The organism is Streptantibioticus cattleyicolor NRRL 8057 = DSM 46488 (assembly GCF_000240165.1).
Lineage (GTDB): Bacteria > Actinomycetota > Actinomycetes > Streptomycetales > Streptomycetaceae > Streptantibioticus > Streptantibioticus cattleyicolor.
In genome coordinates this window covers 821,131-838,848 of the sequence record NC_017586.1, presented here as the reverse complement: position 1 = coordinate 838,848, position 17,718 = coordinate 821,131, and the positions used below count along the sequence as shown (strand labels likewise).

The 17,718-nt window shown below is 75.5% G+C and carries 8 protein-coding genes; 6 read left to right on the top strand and 2 right to left on the bottom strand.

The window, feature by feature from the left end:
* Positions 1-217: 217 nt before the first annotated feature.
* On the bottom strand, positions 218-1,354 hold the full coding sequence (locus tag SCATT_RS03375) for an aminoglycoside phosphotransferase family protein (protein WP_041824388.1): 1,137 nt from the start codon (positions 1,352-1,354) through the stop codon (positions 218-220).
* 413 nt (positions 1,355-1,767) lie between these two features.
* Between SCATT_RS03375 and SCATT_RS03370 the strand changes: the two genes are divergently transcribed.
* Positions 1,768-3,249: a DNA-binding protein NsdB gene (locus tag SCATT_RS03370; RefSeq protein WP_014141513.1), complete on the top strand. Its 1,482-nt coding sequence runs from the start codon at positions 1,768-1,770 to the stop codon at positions 3,247-3,249.
* 18 nt (positions 3,250-3,267) lie between these two features.
* Here SCATT_RS03370 and SCATT_RS03365 read toward each other — a convergent pair whose 3' ends face one another.
* On the bottom strand, positions 3,268-4,749 hold the full coding sequence (locus tag SCATT_RS03365) for a PP2C family protein-serine/threonine phosphatase (RefSeq protein WP_014141512.1): 1,482 nt from the start codon (positions 4,747-4,749) through the stop codon (positions 3,268-3,270).
* Positions 4,750-5,263: 514 nt separating this feature from the next.
* On the opposite strand from SCATT_RS03365, the gene SCATT_RS03360 reads away from it, so the two are divergent.
* The 5 genes from SCATT_RS03360 to SCATT_RS03340 all read left to right on the top strand — a co-directional run bounded on the left by SCATT_RS03360 (position 5,264) and on the right by SCATT_RS03340 (position 17,706).
* Positions 5,264-6,685 (top strand): hypothetical protein, encoded by a 1,422-nt coding sequence (locus tag SCATT_RS03360; RefSeq protein WP_014141511.1) that lies wholly within the window; start codon positions 5,264-5,266, stop codon positions 6,683-6,685.
* Positions 6,686-6,752: 67 nt separating this feature from the next.
* The gene (locus SCATT_RS03355; RefSeq protein ID WP_014141510.1) at positions 6,753-10,367 is read left to right on the top strand and encodes a hydantoinase B/oxoprolinase family protein; all 3,615 of its coding nucleotides are present in this window, start codon (positions 6,753-6,755) and stop codon (positions 10,365-10,367) included.
* Between the two features lie 128 nt (positions 10,368-10,495).
* Positions 10,496-12,058, top strand: coding sequence for a hypothetical protein (locus tag SCATT_RS03350; RefSeq protein WP_014141509.1), 1,563 nt, complete (start codon positions 10,496-10,498; stop codon positions 12,056-12,058).
* A complete protein-coding gene (locus tag SCATT_RS03345; protein WP_014141508.1) occupies positions 12,055-13,002 on the top strand; it encodes a hypothetical protein in 948 nt (315 codons plus the stop codon). Before SCATT_RS03350 ends, SCATT_RS03345 begins: the two co-directional genes overlap by 4 nt.
* Positions 13,003-13,050: 48 nt before the next feature.
* The gene (locus SCATT_RS03340; RefSeq protein WP_014141507.1) at positions 13,051-17,706 is read left to right on the top strand and encodes a hypothetical protein; all 4,656 of its coding nucleotides are present in this window, start codon (positions 13,051-13,053) and stop codon (positions 17,704-17,706) included.
* Positions 17,707-17,718 lie beyond the last annotated feature (12 nt).

Genomic DNA, 17,718 nt, shown 5'->3' with positions numbered 1-17,718 from the left:
GCTGCGGGATCAGACGTGCGGGCCGGTACCGGGACCTCAGAGGTACCGGCCCCACGACGATCCGTCAACCACCGCCGACACCACGGCGAAGACCCCCGGAACGCACGGCTACGCCCGTGCCGGGAGGGTTTCCCGGCACGGGCGTTCGGGCCTGCGGCGCGTCAGTGGACTGAACCGGTGGCGGTCCCGACCGGCGTTCCGTACGGGCTGGGAACGATCAGCGGGTGCCGACCGCCGCGCGAACCGCACGCCGCGCCATCCCGCAGTCGTCGTGCAGGCGGCGCAGCAGCAGCCGCTGTTCCTCGCCGGCCTCGGCGGCTGCTTGGCCGACGGGTGCGCTGCTGTGCATCGACCGTTGCACAGCGGACTCCAAGGTCCTGATCTCCCGGGTCACGACCAGCATCAAATTCACCAGGAAGGAGTCACGCACCAGGGTGCCGCCGGCCTGGGCCAGCTGGCTGATCTGCCGCCGCGTCACCGGGTCCTCGCCCAGCGCCGTCCACAGCATCGCCAGGTCGTACCCGGGCAGATACCAGCCGGCGTGCTCCCAGTCGACCAGCACCGGACCGGTGGGCGACAGCAGCACGCCGCTCAGCAGCGCGTCCCCGTGGCAGAACTGCCCCTGCACATGGGCGAGTCCGCGCAGCAGCTTCTCCAGGTCGCCCAGGTCGCGGTCGGTGAGCAGACCGAGTTCGTGGTAGCGCGAGATGCGCCGCGCGTAGTCGACCGGGGCGTCGAACACCCCGGCGGGCGGCTGCCATTGATTGATCCGGTGGAACGCCCCCAGCGCCGCCCGCGCGTCCGCCCGGGGCGGCGCCTCCGACGGATGGCGCTGCACCGCCACGACCCGGCCGGGCACCCGTTCCAGCACCAGGACGCGGCTGTCCGGGTCGGCCGCGATCAGCCGGGGCACCCGGACCGGCGGACGGTGCCGGACGAACGCCCGGTATGCCGTTATTTCCTGCTGGAAGCGGTCGACCCAGGCCGGCGACTGGTCCACCAGGCACTTGGCCACCGCGGGCGTCCGCCCCGCCGTGCCGACCAGCAGCACCGCGCGGCTGCCCCGGCGCAGCACCTGGGCCGGGGCGAACTCCGGGCAGATCCGCTGGACCGCGGTGACCGCGGTACGCACCTGCGCGCCCTGCGGCCCGGACAGGTCGAGCCGGCCGCTGAGCGGGTGCGGCGCCCCCATCGGCACCCCCCGCGGCCGTCCCGGGAACCGGCCGGCGGCTGCCGCCTGCACGGGGTCGAGGAACGGCTCGGCGGTGCCGGGCCGCGGCCGGGCGGCGAGACCCGTCCCCCCCGGCACGGCGGGGCGGGTTCGGACGGACACGGAGGACGATGCTGAGTACATGGGGTGCTGACAGATCCCTTCGTGTGCCGGTGGCTGCTTCTGGCGTGGCGTCGGCGGGGGCCGCCGGACGGTTGCCGGGAGCGCTTCCGCCCGGTGCCGTGACTGCTGCTGGCCGGTACGACGGGCGCTCGCGCCACCGCGGGGTGGCGCGGACGTCCGCCATGCCGTCGCCACCCCCGCGCCGCCGGGGGCCGCCGGTTCCGGGACCGGCGACCGCACCCTGGGGAATGCGGCCACCGGACCGGGATCCGGCGGCATGCCGTCCGGTGCGGGGGCGGGATGGCGCGTTCCTACATCACACCGGCGGGCGGGTGGCAGACCATCTGGCGGACCCTGGCGAACCCTGGCGAATGCTCGCACCCGGTTGGACCGGCCATTACTGTCGACCGTGCCGAGGAACCTGGGGGCTTGACGTGACCAAGGAAGCCAACACCCGACTCGCCGACCTGTTCGGTCTCACCGGCTGGTCCAAGGGCGAACTCGCGAGGATGGTCAACAGGCAGGCGGCGGCCATGGGCCATCCGCAACTGTCCACCGACACCTCCCGGGTGCGCCGTTGGATCGAGACCGGCGAGACCCCGCGCGAGCCGGTGCCGAAGGTGCTGGCGACCCTGTTCACCGAGCGTCTCGGCCGTGTCGTGACCATCGAGGATCTCGGGTTCGACCGGCACCGGCGCGCGGGAGGGAAGCGAACCGGCGACGACCTGCCCTGGCCACCGGAGCGAACCGCCGCGGTCCTCACCGAATTCACGGGAATGGACCTCATGCTCAACCGACGCGGTCTGGTGGGCGCGGGCGCCGCGCTCACCGCCGGCTCCGCTCTCAGCGGCGCCATGTACGACTGGTTGCACTCCGACCCCGCACTCGCCGCCGACGCCCCCGTCTTCGACAACCCCCTGCGCTCCGGGAAGCCGGCCGGTGTCACCGCCGCCGGCTACGACCGCTACGAGGCGGCACCGGTGGGCTCCGCGGAGATCGAGGCGCTGGAACACTCCGTGGACGTCTTCCGCGCCTGGGACGCCTCCCGGGGCGGCGGACTCCAGCGCAAGGCGGTGGTGGGCCAGCTCAACGAGGTGGGCGGCATGCTCTCCTTCCACCATCCGCCCCACCTCCAGCGGCGGTTGTGGGGGGTGGCGGCCAACCTGGCGGTGCTCGCCGGGTGGATGTCCCACGACGTGGGGCTGGAACCCACCGCCCAGAAGTACTTCGTGATCGCCGCCCACGCCGCGCGGGAGGGCGGCGACCGTCCGCGGGCCGGCGAGGCGCTCTCCCGGGCCGCCCGGCAGATGGTCCATCTCGGCCGCCCCGACGACGCGTTGGACCTGATGCGCCTGGCCCACTCCGGATCCGGCGAGGAGGCGCTGCCGCGGACCCGGGCCATGCTGCTGACCATCGAGGCCTGGGCCCAGGCGTCCATGGGCCGGGGCCAGGCGATGCGCCGCACCCTGGGACAGGCGGAGGACCTCTTCGTCTCCGACCGCGGTGACGTACCGCCGCCGAGCTGGATGCAGATGTTCGACGAGGCCGACCTGCACGGCATGCAGGCGCTGGCCTACCGCACGCTGGCCGACCACGACCCGGCGGCGGCGGTCCCGGCCCAGCACCACGCCCGCCGCGCCCTCGAACTGCGCTGCGCGGGGCGCGACCGGTCCAAGATCTTCGACTACATCTCCATGGCCTCGGCCTGCTTCATCGCCGACGACCCCGAACAAGCCGACCGCTACGCCCGGTTGGCGCTGCTGAGCATCGGCCAGACCTCCTCCCACCGCACCTGGGACCGGCTCCGTGAGATGTACCGGCTCACCGGCCGCTACGCCGAGCACGGCACGATCCGCAACCTGCGGGAGGAGATCCGGGCGGCGCTGCCGAAGAGGCAGACGACGGCGGAGGTGTGAGGGGGCCCGCCCCGGAGGTCACCCGATCCGGGCGACGAGCACACAGGCGTCGTCGTCACGCCGTGGTGCCCCCACCTCCTCCACGATGGCGCGGACGCAGCTGCGGGCGTCGTGCCCCTGGGCGAAGTACGGTGCCAGCGCGAGCAGTTCGCGTGGTGTGCCGTGGCCGTCCTCGGTGGCCGCCGCCGGCCGTGGCAGCAGCCCGTCGGTGTGCAGCACCAGCAGGTCACCGGTGCGCAGGGCCTCGGTGGCCTCGCCGTACCCGGCCTCCGTGGTGGCGCCGAGCAGCATGCCGTCCGGTGGCGTCAGCCTGCGCCCCGTCCCGTCGCGGAAGAGCAGCGGGGCGGGGTGGCCGGCCTGCGCCCAGGTGAGCAGCCGGCGTTCGGCATCGTAACGGCAGCACAGCGCGCTGCCGAGGACCGGCTGGGGGGAGCGGTCGAGCAGGTCGTTGAGGCGGGCGAGCAACGGGCCCGGGGCGAGGCCGGCGACCGCCATGCCGCGCAGCGCGCCGAGCAGCATCGCCATGCCGGAGGTGGCGGCGACCCCGTGGCCGGTCAGGTCGCCGACGGTGAGCAGCGTGGCGCCGTCCGGCAGATGGAGGGCGTCGTACCAGTCGCCGCCGATGAGGGCGCCGGTGGCGCTGGGCAGGTAGTGGGCGGCCACGTCGAGCCCGGGGCCGTCCTGGCCGGGCGGCAGCCGCAGGGGACCGCGTCCGGGCGGCAGCACGGTCTCCTGGAACTCCACGGTGAGCCGGCGCTCGGCCTGGGCGGCCTGCTCCCGGCGCCACAGGGTTTCCTCACGCTCGCGCAACCGCTGCTGGCTGCGGCGCAGTTCGCTCACGTCGCGCAGTACGGCCCACAGCGAGGCGGTGGCGCCCTCGTCGTCGAGGACCGGCTCGCCGGTGAGGTGGATGGTGCGGACCGAGCCGTCCGGGCGGCGGATGCGCACCTCGCCGTCGATCGGTTTGCCGTCGACCAGGCAGGCGGTGACCATCTCGGTCAGCAGCCGCTGGTCCTCCGGGAGCAGCCAGGAGGGGAGTTCGTCCAGGGTGAGCGGGCCGTCGGCGGGGGCCCGGCCGAAGATCCGGTAGACCTCGTCGGACCAGGTGACGCCGTCGGTGAGCAGGTTCCACTCGGCGCTGCCGGCCGGGCAGGAGGGGACGTCGGCGGCCGGGGGGTGCGGGGCGTCGTCCAGGGCCTGCGCGCCGTCGCCGTCGGCCCGGGGGAGCGGCGGGTAGGCGGTGCCCGGCTGCGGGGCGGCCTCCTCGTGCAGCTGCTGCTTGAGCCGGTCGAGGTGAGCGCCGAGGTCGTCGAGGTGGTGCACGGCCAGGTCGTACAGGGCGCGCTGCCAGCGTCCGCGCGGGTCGTCCTCCTCCGGGGCCCCCCTGCGTACCGCGTCGACCTGGCCGCGCAGCGAGCGGGCCTGCGAGATGAGCGCGTCCACCGCACCGGGATCCGGGGAGGGCGAGGCGGAATGGTCCGCATGCAGGTGGGACGGCATCACTGTCTCCATGCGTGGCTCTACGTGCGTGCTCAGATGCGGGCGCGCGGCGGCATATGGGCCAGTGACGACTGTTGCACACAGAGCGATCGTCTGTAAGGGGTTCCGCGATACCCGATCTGGTGGTGCTTCTGGCATATTCCAGTGGCCGTGGCCGGTGCCTGCCCGGGGCCCTGGGTGGAACCCGGCCGGTACGGCCAAATACCGTGGCCGTCGCCCGGTACGTGGGTCATCATGAGGCTGGATTCACGACGACCCGATCTGGGCAGGTGATGCCGGACGGTGGCGAACCGGGGCGCGCGGTGGGGGTGCGCGCTCCGCGAGGCCGTCAGGGCCGCCGATGGCTGGATCTTCCCCCGAGATGTGCGGAGCGAGCAGTGCGGAACGGTCAGGACCCGATGCGCGGACCAACCGGACGAATACCGAGGTAGGCGGGGCCCCAGCTCGGCCCCACCACGAGCGACCTGTGGATTTTCGTTTGTCGGCACCGCCTGCCGCCAGTGAGGATTGATTCATGTTCGACCCAGACATAGCGCCCAGCGGTACCCTTCTCGGCCTCCTGCAGCGAGGACGCGGAGACGGGACCCTGCACGCCCTCGCGGAGGACCGGGCCGAGGCCCTGGCCGCCCTGGAGCAGTGCGTCGTGCGCGATCCGCGCCGCGACTGGCAGGTCGAGTCGCGCTCGCTGTACTACGCGCGCCTGTACTCCGAGCTGGAGGGCGGGCTCGGCGGGATCGAACACCATCTCTTCCACCCCGACGACCTGCTCGACACCGACGAGCAGCGCACCGGGCTCGCCCTGTCCGTCCTCGGCCACCTGGCCGGCTACGGCCGCAAGGACGCCCTCCACCTGCTGCGCCGCTACGCGGCCGAGGGCGCCAACTGGGAGTGGGCCCTGGACGAACTGGCACTGCACGACGACGACGCCTCGCTGCGCGCCCTCGCCCCCGCCGTCCTCGGCCGCTTCCCGGCCGGTCCCGAGGGCGACGCCGCGCTCGCCCGCGCCATGCGCGAGGCGTACGAACCGCGGCCGTGGCGGTTGTGGGCCGAGGACCCGGTGCACGGCGAACGGGTGCGCGCCGCCGAGGAACAGCGCTCCTTCGACCGCTGGCAGCGCCAGCTCCGCCCGACCGGCCCCGCCCCCGGCTGGAGCGTCACCGACGTGCTGCGCTGGGCCCAGCAGGGGTACGACGGCTGGCCGGTGCAGCACCGCGACGCCCCCGCCGCCCGCTGCCTGGCCGCCGTGGCCGGCCCCGAGGACCGTCCGGCGCTGCTGGAGGCGGCCCGCGGCGGCCCGGAAGGCGCCCGCGCCGCGGCCCTGCGCCACCTCACCGCCCGCCAGGACCCCGACGCCCTCGCCCTGATCGAGGCCGCCGCCGCCGCGCCCTCCCCGGTGGTCTCCGGGGCGGCCCTGGAGTCCTTCGCCCGGATGCGCGGCGCCGCCGCCCTCGACCAGGCCCGCCGCTGGGCCGGCCGGGAGGACGAACTCGGCGCCGCCGCCGCCCGGATGCTCGCCGACCTCGGCGGCCGTACGGACGCCCCCGCCGTCCTCGCCGCGCTGCGCCGCGCCGTGCGCACCGCCGGCGCCGACGCCCCCGGCCTCGACGTCCTCGTCGACGGCGTCGGCCGCCTGGCCATCGCCTGCGCCGCGCCCGTCGTCCGCCACATCTACCGCGAGACCGCCTCCTCCCACCTGCGCGGCCGGGCCGCCCGCGCCCTGGTCGCCGTCGACCCCGCCTTCGCCAAGGGGTTCGCCGTCGAATGCCTCTGGGACTGCGAGGAGTCCACCCGCGAGCTCGCCGCCCGCCACGCCGCCACCGGCGACGTCCGCGTCCTCGCCCAGCTCCGCCGCCTCGCCGCCGACCCGGCCGAGGAGGCCGAGGTCCTCACCGCCGTCCGAGGCCGCCTCAACCCCGGCCGGGGCCTGACCGGCTGACCGCTCACGAGGCGCCCGGTGAAACCGCCGCCGCGCACCGCTGCCGTGCCGTTGGGAGAATGGCATCGTGGCCGGGCGGTGGGAGTTCTGGGTCGACCGGGGCGGCACGTTCACCGATGTGGTGGGCAGGCGGCCGGACGGGCGGGTGGTCACGGCCAAGTTGCTCTCCGCGGATCCCGGGCGAGGGCAGGACGCCGCCGTGGCGGGGATCCGGCGGTTGCTGGGGGTGGCGCCGGGCGAGCCGGTGCCGGCGCGGCGTGTCGCGGTCGTCAAGATGGGCACCACCGTGGCCACCAACGCGCTGCTGGAACGCACCGGTGAACCCACCGTCCTGGTGGTCACCGAGGGCTTCCGGGACGCGCTGCGGATCGCCTACCAGAACCGGCCGCGCCTCTTCGACCGCCGCATCGTCCTCCCCGAGGCGCTCTACGAGCGGGTGATCGAGGTCCCCGGCCGGATCGGCGCGGACGGCCGCGAGATCCGTCCGCTCGACCTCGCCGCCGCCGAGGAGGCACTGCGCGCCGCCCACCGCGACGGCCTGCGCAGCGCGGCGGTGGTCCTGCTGCACGGCTACCGCTGTCCCGGACCCGAACGCGCCCTCGGCGAGCTCGCGGCCCGCGTCGGCTTCTCCCAGGTCAGCTGCTCCCACGAGGTCAGCCCGCTGATCAAGCTCGTGCCGCGCGGCGACACCACGGTGGTGGACGCCTACCTCTCCCCGGTGCTGCACCGCTACGTGGCCGGCATCGCCGCCGAACTGCCGGGCGTACGGCTGCTGTTCATGCAGTCCAACGGCGGGCTGCGGCAGGCCGCCCGGTTCCGCGGCAAGGACGCCGTGCTCTCCGGCCCGGCCGGCGGGGTGGTCGGGATGGCCCGCAGCTGCGAACGGGCCGGCCACCACCGCGTCATCGGCTTCGACATGGGCGGCACCTCCACCGACGTCTCCCACTACGCCGGGGAGTTCGAACGGACCCTGCACACCGAGGTGGCCGGGGTGCGGATGACGGCGCCGATGATGAACATCCACACCGTGGCGGCCGGCGGCGGCTCGGTGCTCCACTTCGACGGGCGCCGCTACCGGGTCGGCCCCGACTCGGCCGGCGCCGATCCCGGCCCCGCCTGCTACCGCCGCGGCGGCCCGCTGACCGTCACCGACGCCAACGTCATGCTCGGCCGCGTCCAGCCCGCGCACTTCCCCGCCGTCTTCGGCCCCGGCGGCGACCAGCCGCTGGACGCGGCCACCGTACGGCGGCGCTTCACCGAACTGGCCGCCCGCGCCGCCGAGGCCACCGGCGACGACCGCGGCCCCGAACAGGTGGCGGCCGGCTTCCTCGGCATCGCCGTGCTCAACATGGCCAACGCCGTCAAGAAGATCTCCGTACGGCGCGGCCACGACGTCACCCGTTACGCCCTCGCCGCGTTCGGCGGCGCCGGCGGCCAGCACGCCTGCGCGGTGGCCGACGCGCTCGGCATCGGCACCGTCGTCGTCCCGCCCCTGGCCGGCGTGCTCTCCGCCTACGGCATCGGCGTGGCCGAGGCCACCGCGCTGCGCGAGCGCTCGGTGGAGACCGCGCTCACCGACGACGCCCTCCCCGCGGTCCGGGACGCCTGCGCCGCTCTCGCCGAACGCGCCCGGGACGACCTCCTCGCCGACGGCGTACCCGGCGCCACCGTCACCACCACCGCCCGGGTCCACCTGCGCTACGCCGGCACCGACTCCGCGATCCCGGTCGCCCTCGGCGACGCGGCCGGGATGGCCGAGGAGTTCGCCCGCGCCCATCGTGCCCGCTACTCCTTCACCATGGACCGCCCGCTGATCGCCGGGACGGTCTCGGTGGAGGCGGTCGGCTCGGTCGGCGCAGCCGAGCCCGGGCCCGCCCCGCCCGGCCCCGCGCCGCCCCCGTCCCGTCCGGCGGACCCGGCCGCCACCGTCCCGATGTACACCGAGGACCGCGTGCGGGACGTCCCGCTGTACCGACGCGACGCGCTGCGCCCCGGCGACACCGTCACCGGCCCCGCCATCGTCGCCGAGGCCGACGCCACCACCGTCGTCGACCCCGGCTGGCGGGCCGTGGTCCGCCCCGAGGGCCATCTGGTGCTCACCCGTACCCGGCCCCGGCCGGCCGCCGCCGACGCGGGCACCGGCGCCGACCCGGTGCGGCTGGAGGTCTTCAACAGCCTGTTCATGGCGGTCGCCGAGCAGATGGGGGTGACCCTGGAGAACACCGCCCACTCGGTCAACATCAAGGAACGCCTCGACTTCTCCTGCGCCCTGTTCGACCCCGGCGGCAACCTCGTCGCCAACGCCCCGCACATCCCCGTCCACCTCGGCTCGATGGGCGAGACGATCAAGGAGGTGCTGCGCCGGAACGCCGGGACCCTGCGCCCCGGGGACGTCCACGCCGTCAACGACCCGTACCACGGCGGCACCCACCTGCCCGACATCACCGTGGTCACCCCGGTCTTCGACGACCGCGGCGAACGGCTGCTGTTCCTGGTCGCCTCACGCGGCCACCACGCCGAGATCGGCGGTGTCTCACCCGGCTCCATGCCCGCCCTCAGCCGCGACATCCACGAAGAGGGCGTGCTCTTCGACAACTGGCCGCTGGTCCGCGACGGACGGCTGCGCGAGGCGGAGACCCGAGCCCTGCTCACCCGCGGCCCCCACCCCTCCCGCGCCCCCGACGCCAACCTCGCCGACCTGCGCGCCCAGATCGCCGCCAACGAGCAGGGCATCCGCGAACTGCGCGGCGTCATCGACCAGTTCGGCCTGGACGTGGTCGAGTCCTACATGCGCCACGTCCAGGACAACGCCGAGGAGTCGGTGCGCCGCGTCATCGCCGCCCTCCACGACGGCTCCGCCCGCTACGTCACCGACGGCGGAGCCGTCATCCAGGTCGCCGTCCGCGTCGACCGGCGGCGCCGGCACGCCGTCCTCGACTTCACCGGCACCTCGCCGCAGCGCCCGGACAACACCAACGCGCCGACCTCCGTGGTGCTCGCCGCCGTGCTCTACGTCTTCCGCACCCTGATCGAGGAGGACATCCCGCTCAACGGCGGCTGCCTGCGCCCGCTTTCGGTGCGCGTCCCGGAAGGCTGCATGCTCGCCCCGCGCCACCCCGCCGCCACCGTGGCCGGCAACGTGGAGACCTCCCAGGCGGTCACCGGCGCCCTGTACGCCGCGCTCGGGACGCAGGCGGAAGGGTCGGGCACCATGAACAACGTGGCCTTCGGCGACGACCGGGTGCAGTACTACGAGACCGTGGCCTCCGGATCCGGCGCCGGTGACGGCTTCCACGGCGCCGACGCGGTGCAGACCCACATGACCAACTCCCGGCTGACCGACCCCGAGGTGCTGGAGTCGCGCTACCCGGTGCGCGTCGAGGAGTTCTCGGTGCGCCGCGCCAGCGGCGGACGCGGACGCTGGCACGGCGGCTGCGGGGTGGTGCGCCGCATCCGCTTCCTGGAGCCGATGACGGTCGCGCTGCTCACCGGCCACCGCCGCGTCCCGCCCTACGGCATGGCCGGCGGCTGCCCCGGCGCGCTCGGCGAGAACGCGATGGAACGCGCCGACGGCACCGTCGAACCCCTTCCCGGCGTCACCGTCACCACCGCCCGCCCCGGCGACGTCCTCGTCGTCCGCACCCCGGGCGGCGGCGGATACGGACCGCCCGCCGACCGCTGACCCCGGCCGCCCCGACCACCCCCGCCACCTGCGGATACCTCGGTGGGATAAGGTGGCGGCGGGGCACCGTGGACGGCCCGTCCGCGCCGTTTCGAACGTTGTCGGTGGGAGCGCCTAATCTGTCCGTCGTGACTGCGTCCACCGCGGAGACCACGCCGCACCACACCTACGGAGTCCCGCGCAACCCCGCGCCCGGACCCGCCGCCGACGAGGGCCTGGCCCGTCGGCTCAAGGCGCTGGCCTGCACCGCACCCCTGCACGACCTGGACGTCCGCAAGGCCAACCTGGCCGGCGAGTTCTCCACGTACACCATGACCGAGATCGCGCTCGCCGCGATCGACCTGGTCACCTTGCACATGGACTTCGACACCGGGGCCGACCACGAGCAGGTGATCCAGCGCCTGTTGCCGCGCGTCGCCGCCCAGGCCCCCGGCCGCCCGGCCGCCGAGCACGAGCGGGTGGCCCGCTGGGTGCTGGAGAACCTGATCAACGTCGGCAGCGTCGACCGCGGATTCCGCGCCGTCTACGGCACCTTCGGCCCCGACGGCGCCTACCTGCGCCGCGACTACGACTTCAAGCTCGTCGAAGAGGTCCCCGGCCCCGGCGGCACCGTCTACCTGCGCACCACCGACGAGGCGGTCAACGTCCTGGTCGGCGCGTTGGACACCGACGTCACCAGCGCCCAGATCGCCGCCGAGGTCAAGCTGGAGGTGCTGATCAGCCGCGGCCGGCTCGCCGACGCCCAGCTCGCCGCCGAACAGGCCCGCTACCGCACCGTGCAGTACGCCGAATCGCTGCGCCGCGCCCTGGAGGCCACCCGCCGCGACGTCCGCGCCGTCGACTGGCTGCGCACCGTACCCGACCTGATCGACGAGGCCCTCGACCACGTCGCCGACCGCTACCGGCACGAGAACGCCATCCTCACCAACATCCGCAAGGCCCGCGACGAGACCGAGGAACCGGCCCGCAAACGCCGCGCCGCCGAACTCGTCGACATCGTCAAGGACTGCATCCGCCGCCACACCCAGCTCCAGGCCCGACTGCTGGAGGCCGGCCCGCTCTTCCGCGCCGAGCAGGACCGCCAGGCGTTCGCCACGCCCCCCGCCCGGGCCGGCCTCGACCTGTACGGCCAACTCCTCGCCCCGCTGCTGCCGGAGCCGGTGGAACGGGCCGGCCGGGTCACCGACGTCTACTTCGCCCGCGCCACCGGGCTGCGCAACCCCCTCGCGGTCCGCCTCGGCGACCTGGTGGACGTGCTCCTCACCCCGCCGCTGGAACGCGAACACCTCGGCGCCGAACTGCCCGAGCCCGACCTGATCGCCACCCCCGAGGACAGCCGCTTCACCGAGGAACAGCTCGAAGCCGCCCTCGACCTGCTCGACCTGCCCCACGACGCACCCCGCCGGCTCTCCGGCCTGCTCGCCGAGGCCCGCCGCCGCGGTGACCCCGAACTGCCCTACCTGGTCGCCCTGTTGGCCGTGCACGCCGCCAGCCCGCCGGTGGGCACCGCCTACCGCCAGGGCGAGCGCCGGCTGCTGTTCGCGGTGGACGACGGCACCGAGCTGGACGACCCCGAATTCGGCGGCGCCGACCTCATCGTCGGAGCCGCCCTGCTGGACGCCGCCGGCATGGCGGCCGGACGCAACCCCGACCACCCCGACCCCGTGGAGAACCAGGAGCCCCGCCCGTGACCGACGACGACGCGCCCGAGTACGCCCAGGGAGCGCCGCGGCCCGCGTGGGGCACCGACGCCGCCGACGACCACGGCGGCCACGACGACGCACCGGTGCGCGACGAGCCGTCCGCGCGCCCGGTCACCCCGGCCGACGCCGCCGACGCCGCCCGGCTGGTCTCCTTCGGGCTCCAGCCCAAGCTGCCGCCGTCCCGCGACGCCGAGTACGCCGCGCTGCTGCGGCGGCACCGGGAGGATCCGGCGTTCGCCCGGCTCGCCGACGCCGTCGCGGCCGGCCTCGGCCTGATCGTCCTGGAGGTCTCGCCGCGCGCCGGGATGGCGGTCGCCGCCGCCGAGGACTCGGTCTTCGCGGTCCGCATGGGCGACTACTCCCGGCGCGCCGCCGCCGACTCCACCGACCGCTTCCTGCACGGCCTGGCCCACCTCGCGGTCGCCGCGATGGCCTTCCCGCGCCCCGCCGACCTCGCCGACGACGGCTACATCGGCCGCATCACCGTCAACGGGGTGGACGCCTTCGTCCGCCAGGCCTGCCGCCGGCTGGAGGAACGCGCCCAGGAGCAGGGCGAGAACACCGACCCGGCCAGCGACGCCCCCGGCCTGGAGGCCGCCTGGCGGGTGTGGGCCCGGCGCAGCGCCACCGGGGCCACCAAGGACGCCCGCCGGCTGACCAACTCCACCACCGGCATCGTCGGCAAGGCGGTGGCCTTCCTGGTCGACTCCGGCTTCCTGCAACGCACCGGCGACGAGGCCGGCGGCACCTACCGCACCACCGCCCGCTACCAGTTGCAGGTCCGCGACCTGGCCGGCGGCGCCGCCATGGCCGAACTGCTGGAGCTGGGCATCGTCCCGGTCACCGACGGCACCGCGTCGCTGGCCGTGCCCGACGACAGCGCCGACCTCGACCTGGTCGCCGACGCCGGGCTGCCCTTCCACTCCTCCTGACCGCCCGCCCCACCGCGAACATCCTCAACCGAGCAACGAGAGTCCGCCATGTACGAGCTGTCCCGGGTCCGCCTCTACTCCATCGGGCCGGCCGGTGCGCGCTACGCCGACACCGTGCTCGACCTGCGCGGGGTCGGCGACCCGGTGCCGCACCCCGCCCCCGCGCAGGGCGACTTCTTCGCCGACGAACCGGTCGGCCCGCCGCGCCGCCCGGCCCCCGCCGGCGTCCTCTTCCTGGAGAACGGCGGCGGCAAGTCGGTGCTGCTGAAGCTGATCTTCTCGGTGATGCTGCCGGGCCACCGCAACACCCTGGGCGGCGCCAGCTCCGGCGTGCTGCGCAAGTTCCTGCTCGCCGACGACTGCGGCCACGTGGCGCTGGAATGGCAGCACACGCTCACCGGTGAGCTGGTGGTGGTCGGCAAGGTCAGCGAGTGGCGCGGCCGTCAGGTCTCCTCCGATCCGCGGAAGTTCGCCGAGGCGTGGTACTCGTTCCGGCCCGGCCCCGGGCTCTCGCTGGACTCGCTGCCGGTGGCCGAGGCGGCCCCGGTGCGCCCGGCCGCCGAGGGCAGCTCCGGCGCCCGTGGCCGGCGCCGCACCATGAAGGGGTTCCGCGACGCGCTCACCGAGGCCGGCAAGGCCTACCCGCACCTGGAGGTGGCCTGGGAGGAGATCCACGACCGCTGGATCGAGCACCTCGGCGACCTCGGCCTCGACCCTGAACTCTTCCGCTATCAGCGGGAGATGAACGCCGACGAGGGCGAGGCCGCCGGGCTCTTCGCGGTCAAGAAGGACTCCGACTTCACCGATCTGCTGCTGCGCGCGGTCACCGACACCCGCGACACCGACGGCCTCGCCGACCTGGTGCACGGCTTCGCCGGAAAACTCGGCCGCCGCGCCGAACTCACCGCCGAACGCGACTTCACCGCCGGCTCCCTCGACCACCTCCAGCGCATCGCGGACGCCACCGAGGAACGCGAACGCGCCCGCGGCGTCTACGCCGGCAGCGAACGCCGGGTACGCGACCTGGCCCGCCGCCTCGCCGCCCGCGCCACCGCCGAACACGACCGCGCCGCCGACCTCGACCGCCAGGTCGCCACCGCCGCGCAGACCGTCACCGACGCCGAGGCCGCCCGCGCCCGCACCGCCGCGATCAGCGCCGAACTCGCCTACCGGCACGCCTCGTTGAGCCTGGCCGCGGCCGAGAAGGACACCGCCGCGCAGCGTCGCGAGCTGGCCGACGCCCGTACCCTCAACGCCGCCTGGCAGGCCGCCGAGACCGTGCTGCGGCACCGCGCCGCCGCCGACCGGTCGGCCCGGGTGGCCGCCGCCATCCGGGAGGCCGAACGCGACGCCGCCCCCGCCCTGGCCGCCCGCGCCAAGGCCGCCGCCGACCTGGTACGGGCCCTGCACGAGGCCGCCGACCGGGCCGAGCGCCACGCCGACGAGGAGGAGGAGCGCTCCCTGGTCCTCCAGGGCGAGTCCGACAGCGCGCACCGGGACGCGACCGCCGCCGCCACCGCCGCCCAGCGCGCCCGCAGCGAGATCGGCCACCTGCGGCAGCGCCTCGCCGAGGTGGAACAGGAGACCGCCGAGGCGGTCCGGGCCGGCTGGCTGGACGACGCCGGTCCGGACGCCGACCCGGCCCGCGCCGCGCTGGAGGCCGGCGACGCCCAGCAGACCGCCGTCGCCGCCTGGGAGAGCGCCCGGGACGCCGCCCGGCAGGCCGCCGAACGGGCCCGGGAGGCCGCGGCCCGCGAAGCCCGCGCCGAACTCGCCGACGCCCGCGCCGTCGACGCCCGCCAGGCCGCCGAGGCCGCCCACGCCGCCGAGCACCGTACCGCCGAAGCCCTGGCCGGCCAGGAACGCTTCGCCGAACTCCTCGGGCTGCCCGCCCCGTCGGCGCCGGGCGGCGCCATCCCGGCCCCGCGCACCGGCGACGGGAACGGGGACGGGGACGCCGACCGGACGGCCGTCCCGTTCGGCGCCGCCGACCTCGACCGCGCCGCCGAGACCCTGCTCGACCTGCTGAACGGCTCGGTCGCCGCCGCCGAACGCCACCTGTTCGACCTGCGCACCCAGGCCGCCGACGACTCCCGCATCCTCGCCGCCCTCGGTGACGGCGGACTCCTGCCACCCGGCCCGGACGTCCTCGCCACCGTCGAACACCTCGGTGAGCACGGCGTGCCCGCGCTCCCCGGCTGGCGCTACCTGGCCCAGTCCGTCGACCCGGCCGACCACGCCGCGGTGCTCGCCGCCCGCCCCGAACTCGTCGACGGCGTCGTCGTCACCGACCCCGGCAGCTACCGCCGGGCACGTCAGGTGCTGGCCGAGGCCGCGCTGCTGCCGCGGTCCACGGTGGCCGTCGGCACCGCCGCCGCGCTGCTGGCCCCGCCGCCCGCCGGTCCCGCCGCCGACGATGTCTTCCTGGTGCCGCCGAACCCGGCGATGCACGACGAACAGGCCGCCGACGGCGAACGGCGCGAGCTGCGGGCCCGGGCCGCCGCCCGCGACGAGGAGATCCGCGTCCTCGCCACCCGCCTCGCCCACGACCGGGAACTCGCCGCCCGCCTCGCCTCCTGGCGTTCCTCCTGCCCGGCCGGACGCCTGGCCGAACTCGCCGCCGCCGTCGACGCCGCCCGGCAGACCGCCGAGGCCGCCCGCGCCCACCTGGAGGAGGCCCGCGCCGACCGGGCCGCCGCCGAGGAGGCCGCCGCCCAGGCCGTCCGGGTCCGTGACGAGCGTGAGGAGACCGCCCGCCTCGCCCGGCGCCGCGCCGACGCCCTGGCCGGCCTCGCCTTCCGGCTGCGGGAACGCGCCACCTGGCAGCGGCGCCTGCGCGAACTCGCCGAGGAGGCCGCCGAGGCCGAGGAACGCGCCGAGACCTGCCTGGCCCGCGCCCGCTCCTGCGACGAGGACCGCCGGGCCGCCCAGCGCGCCGCCGACGACGCCCGCCGCACCGTCCGCACCCTGCGTGCCGAACGCGCCGAGATCGCCGGTGCCCCCGAGCACCTGCCGCCGGACACCGAACCGGTCCGCGCCCCGCTGGCCGAACTGCGCGAGGCGTACCGGGCCGCCTCCCGGCTCTACGAGAAGGTGGGCGTCGGCGCCGACCTGCGGGCCGAACAGGCCCGCGCGGAGAGCGACGAGAGCGCCACCCTGGCCGAACTCGACCGGCTCACCAACAAGGTCCGCACCCGCGCCGCCCAGCTCCTCGAAGGCCCCGACGGCGCCGACGGACCCTCCCGGCAGGCCGCCGCCGCCCGCGCCGAGGCCCTGGTGCAGCGCATCGAGTCCCGGATGGACGCCGCCAGCGAACTCCTCGGCAGACTCCGCGGCGAGGCCGAACGCCTCGCCCCCGACGGCGCCGACGCCCACGCCGCACTCACCGACGACCTGGTACCGGTGGGCGTCGAGCACGCGCAGAGCCTGCTGCGCAAGGTCGGCGCCGAACTGGCCGCCCGCACCGAGGAGTTGGCCGAGGCCCGGGAACGCCACGCCGGGCTGCGCCACGCCCACCAGGCCGCCGAGGAGGCCGCCGGGGCGTTCGGCGAGACGGCGGCCCTCCTGCGCGACCTGCTCCGCGACGGCGGCGGCCAGGAATCCGCCGAGGAGGAGCCCCCGCAGCCGTACCCGGGCACCCCCCAGGAGGCCCGGCAGGACGCCACCGAGGCCCGCCGCGCGCTGCGGGGCTGCGCCGCCGAGCTGTCGGCCGCCGAGTCGCACGTCCGGGACGCCTGCGACCAACTGGTCCGGCACGCCAACGCCACCCGCTACGAACAGGTGCGTACCCCCGCCCGGCAGCAGATCCGCGAACTGCCCGCCGCCGCGCTGCCCGAACACGCCGCCGCCTGGGCCGCCGCGTTCGCCCCCCGGCTGCGGGTGCTCAGCGACGAACTCTCCCAGCTCGAACGGAACCGCGACAGCATCGTGGACCGGCTGCGCGGCCTGGTGGAGGCGGCGCTCGCCACCCTGCGTTCGGCGCAACGGCTCTCCCGGCTCCCGGACGGACTGGGGGAGTGGTCCGGCCAGGAGTTCCTGCGCATCCGCTTCGACGACCCCGACCAGGCCACTCTCACCGAACGCCTCGGCGAGGTCATCGACGAGGCCACCCGCGCGGCCGTACGCAAGAACTCCGACCTGCGCCGGGACGGCATGACGCTGCTGCTGCGCGGCGTCCAGGCGGCCCTGGAGCCGCGCGGCGTGGCGGTGGAGATCCTCAAGCCGGACGCCGTGCTGCGCGCCGAACGGGTGCCGGTCGGGCAGATGGGCGACGTCTTCTCCGGCGGCCAGTTGCTGACCGCCGCCATCGCGCTGTACTGCACCATGGCCGCGCTGCGCAGCAACGACAGCGGGCGCGACCGCCAGCGGCACGCCGGAACGCTCTTCCTGGACAACCCGATCGGCCGGGCCAACGCCACCTATCTGCTGGAGCTCCAGCGGGCCGTCGCCGACGCCCTCGGGGTGCAGCTGATCTACACCACCGGGCTCTTCGACACCACCGCGCTCGCCGAGTTCCCGCTGGTGGTCCGGTTGCGCAACGACGCCGACCTGCGGGCCGGGCTGAAGTACATCAGCGTCGAGGAGCACCTGCGTCCCGGCCTGCCCCAGGCCGATCCGGCGGGCGAGCAGATGCACGGCGAGGTCACCGCCACCCGGATGTTTCGCAGGCCCCCCGAGCCGTCCGCCCCGGCCCCGTCGTCCTGACCGGCGGCGCCC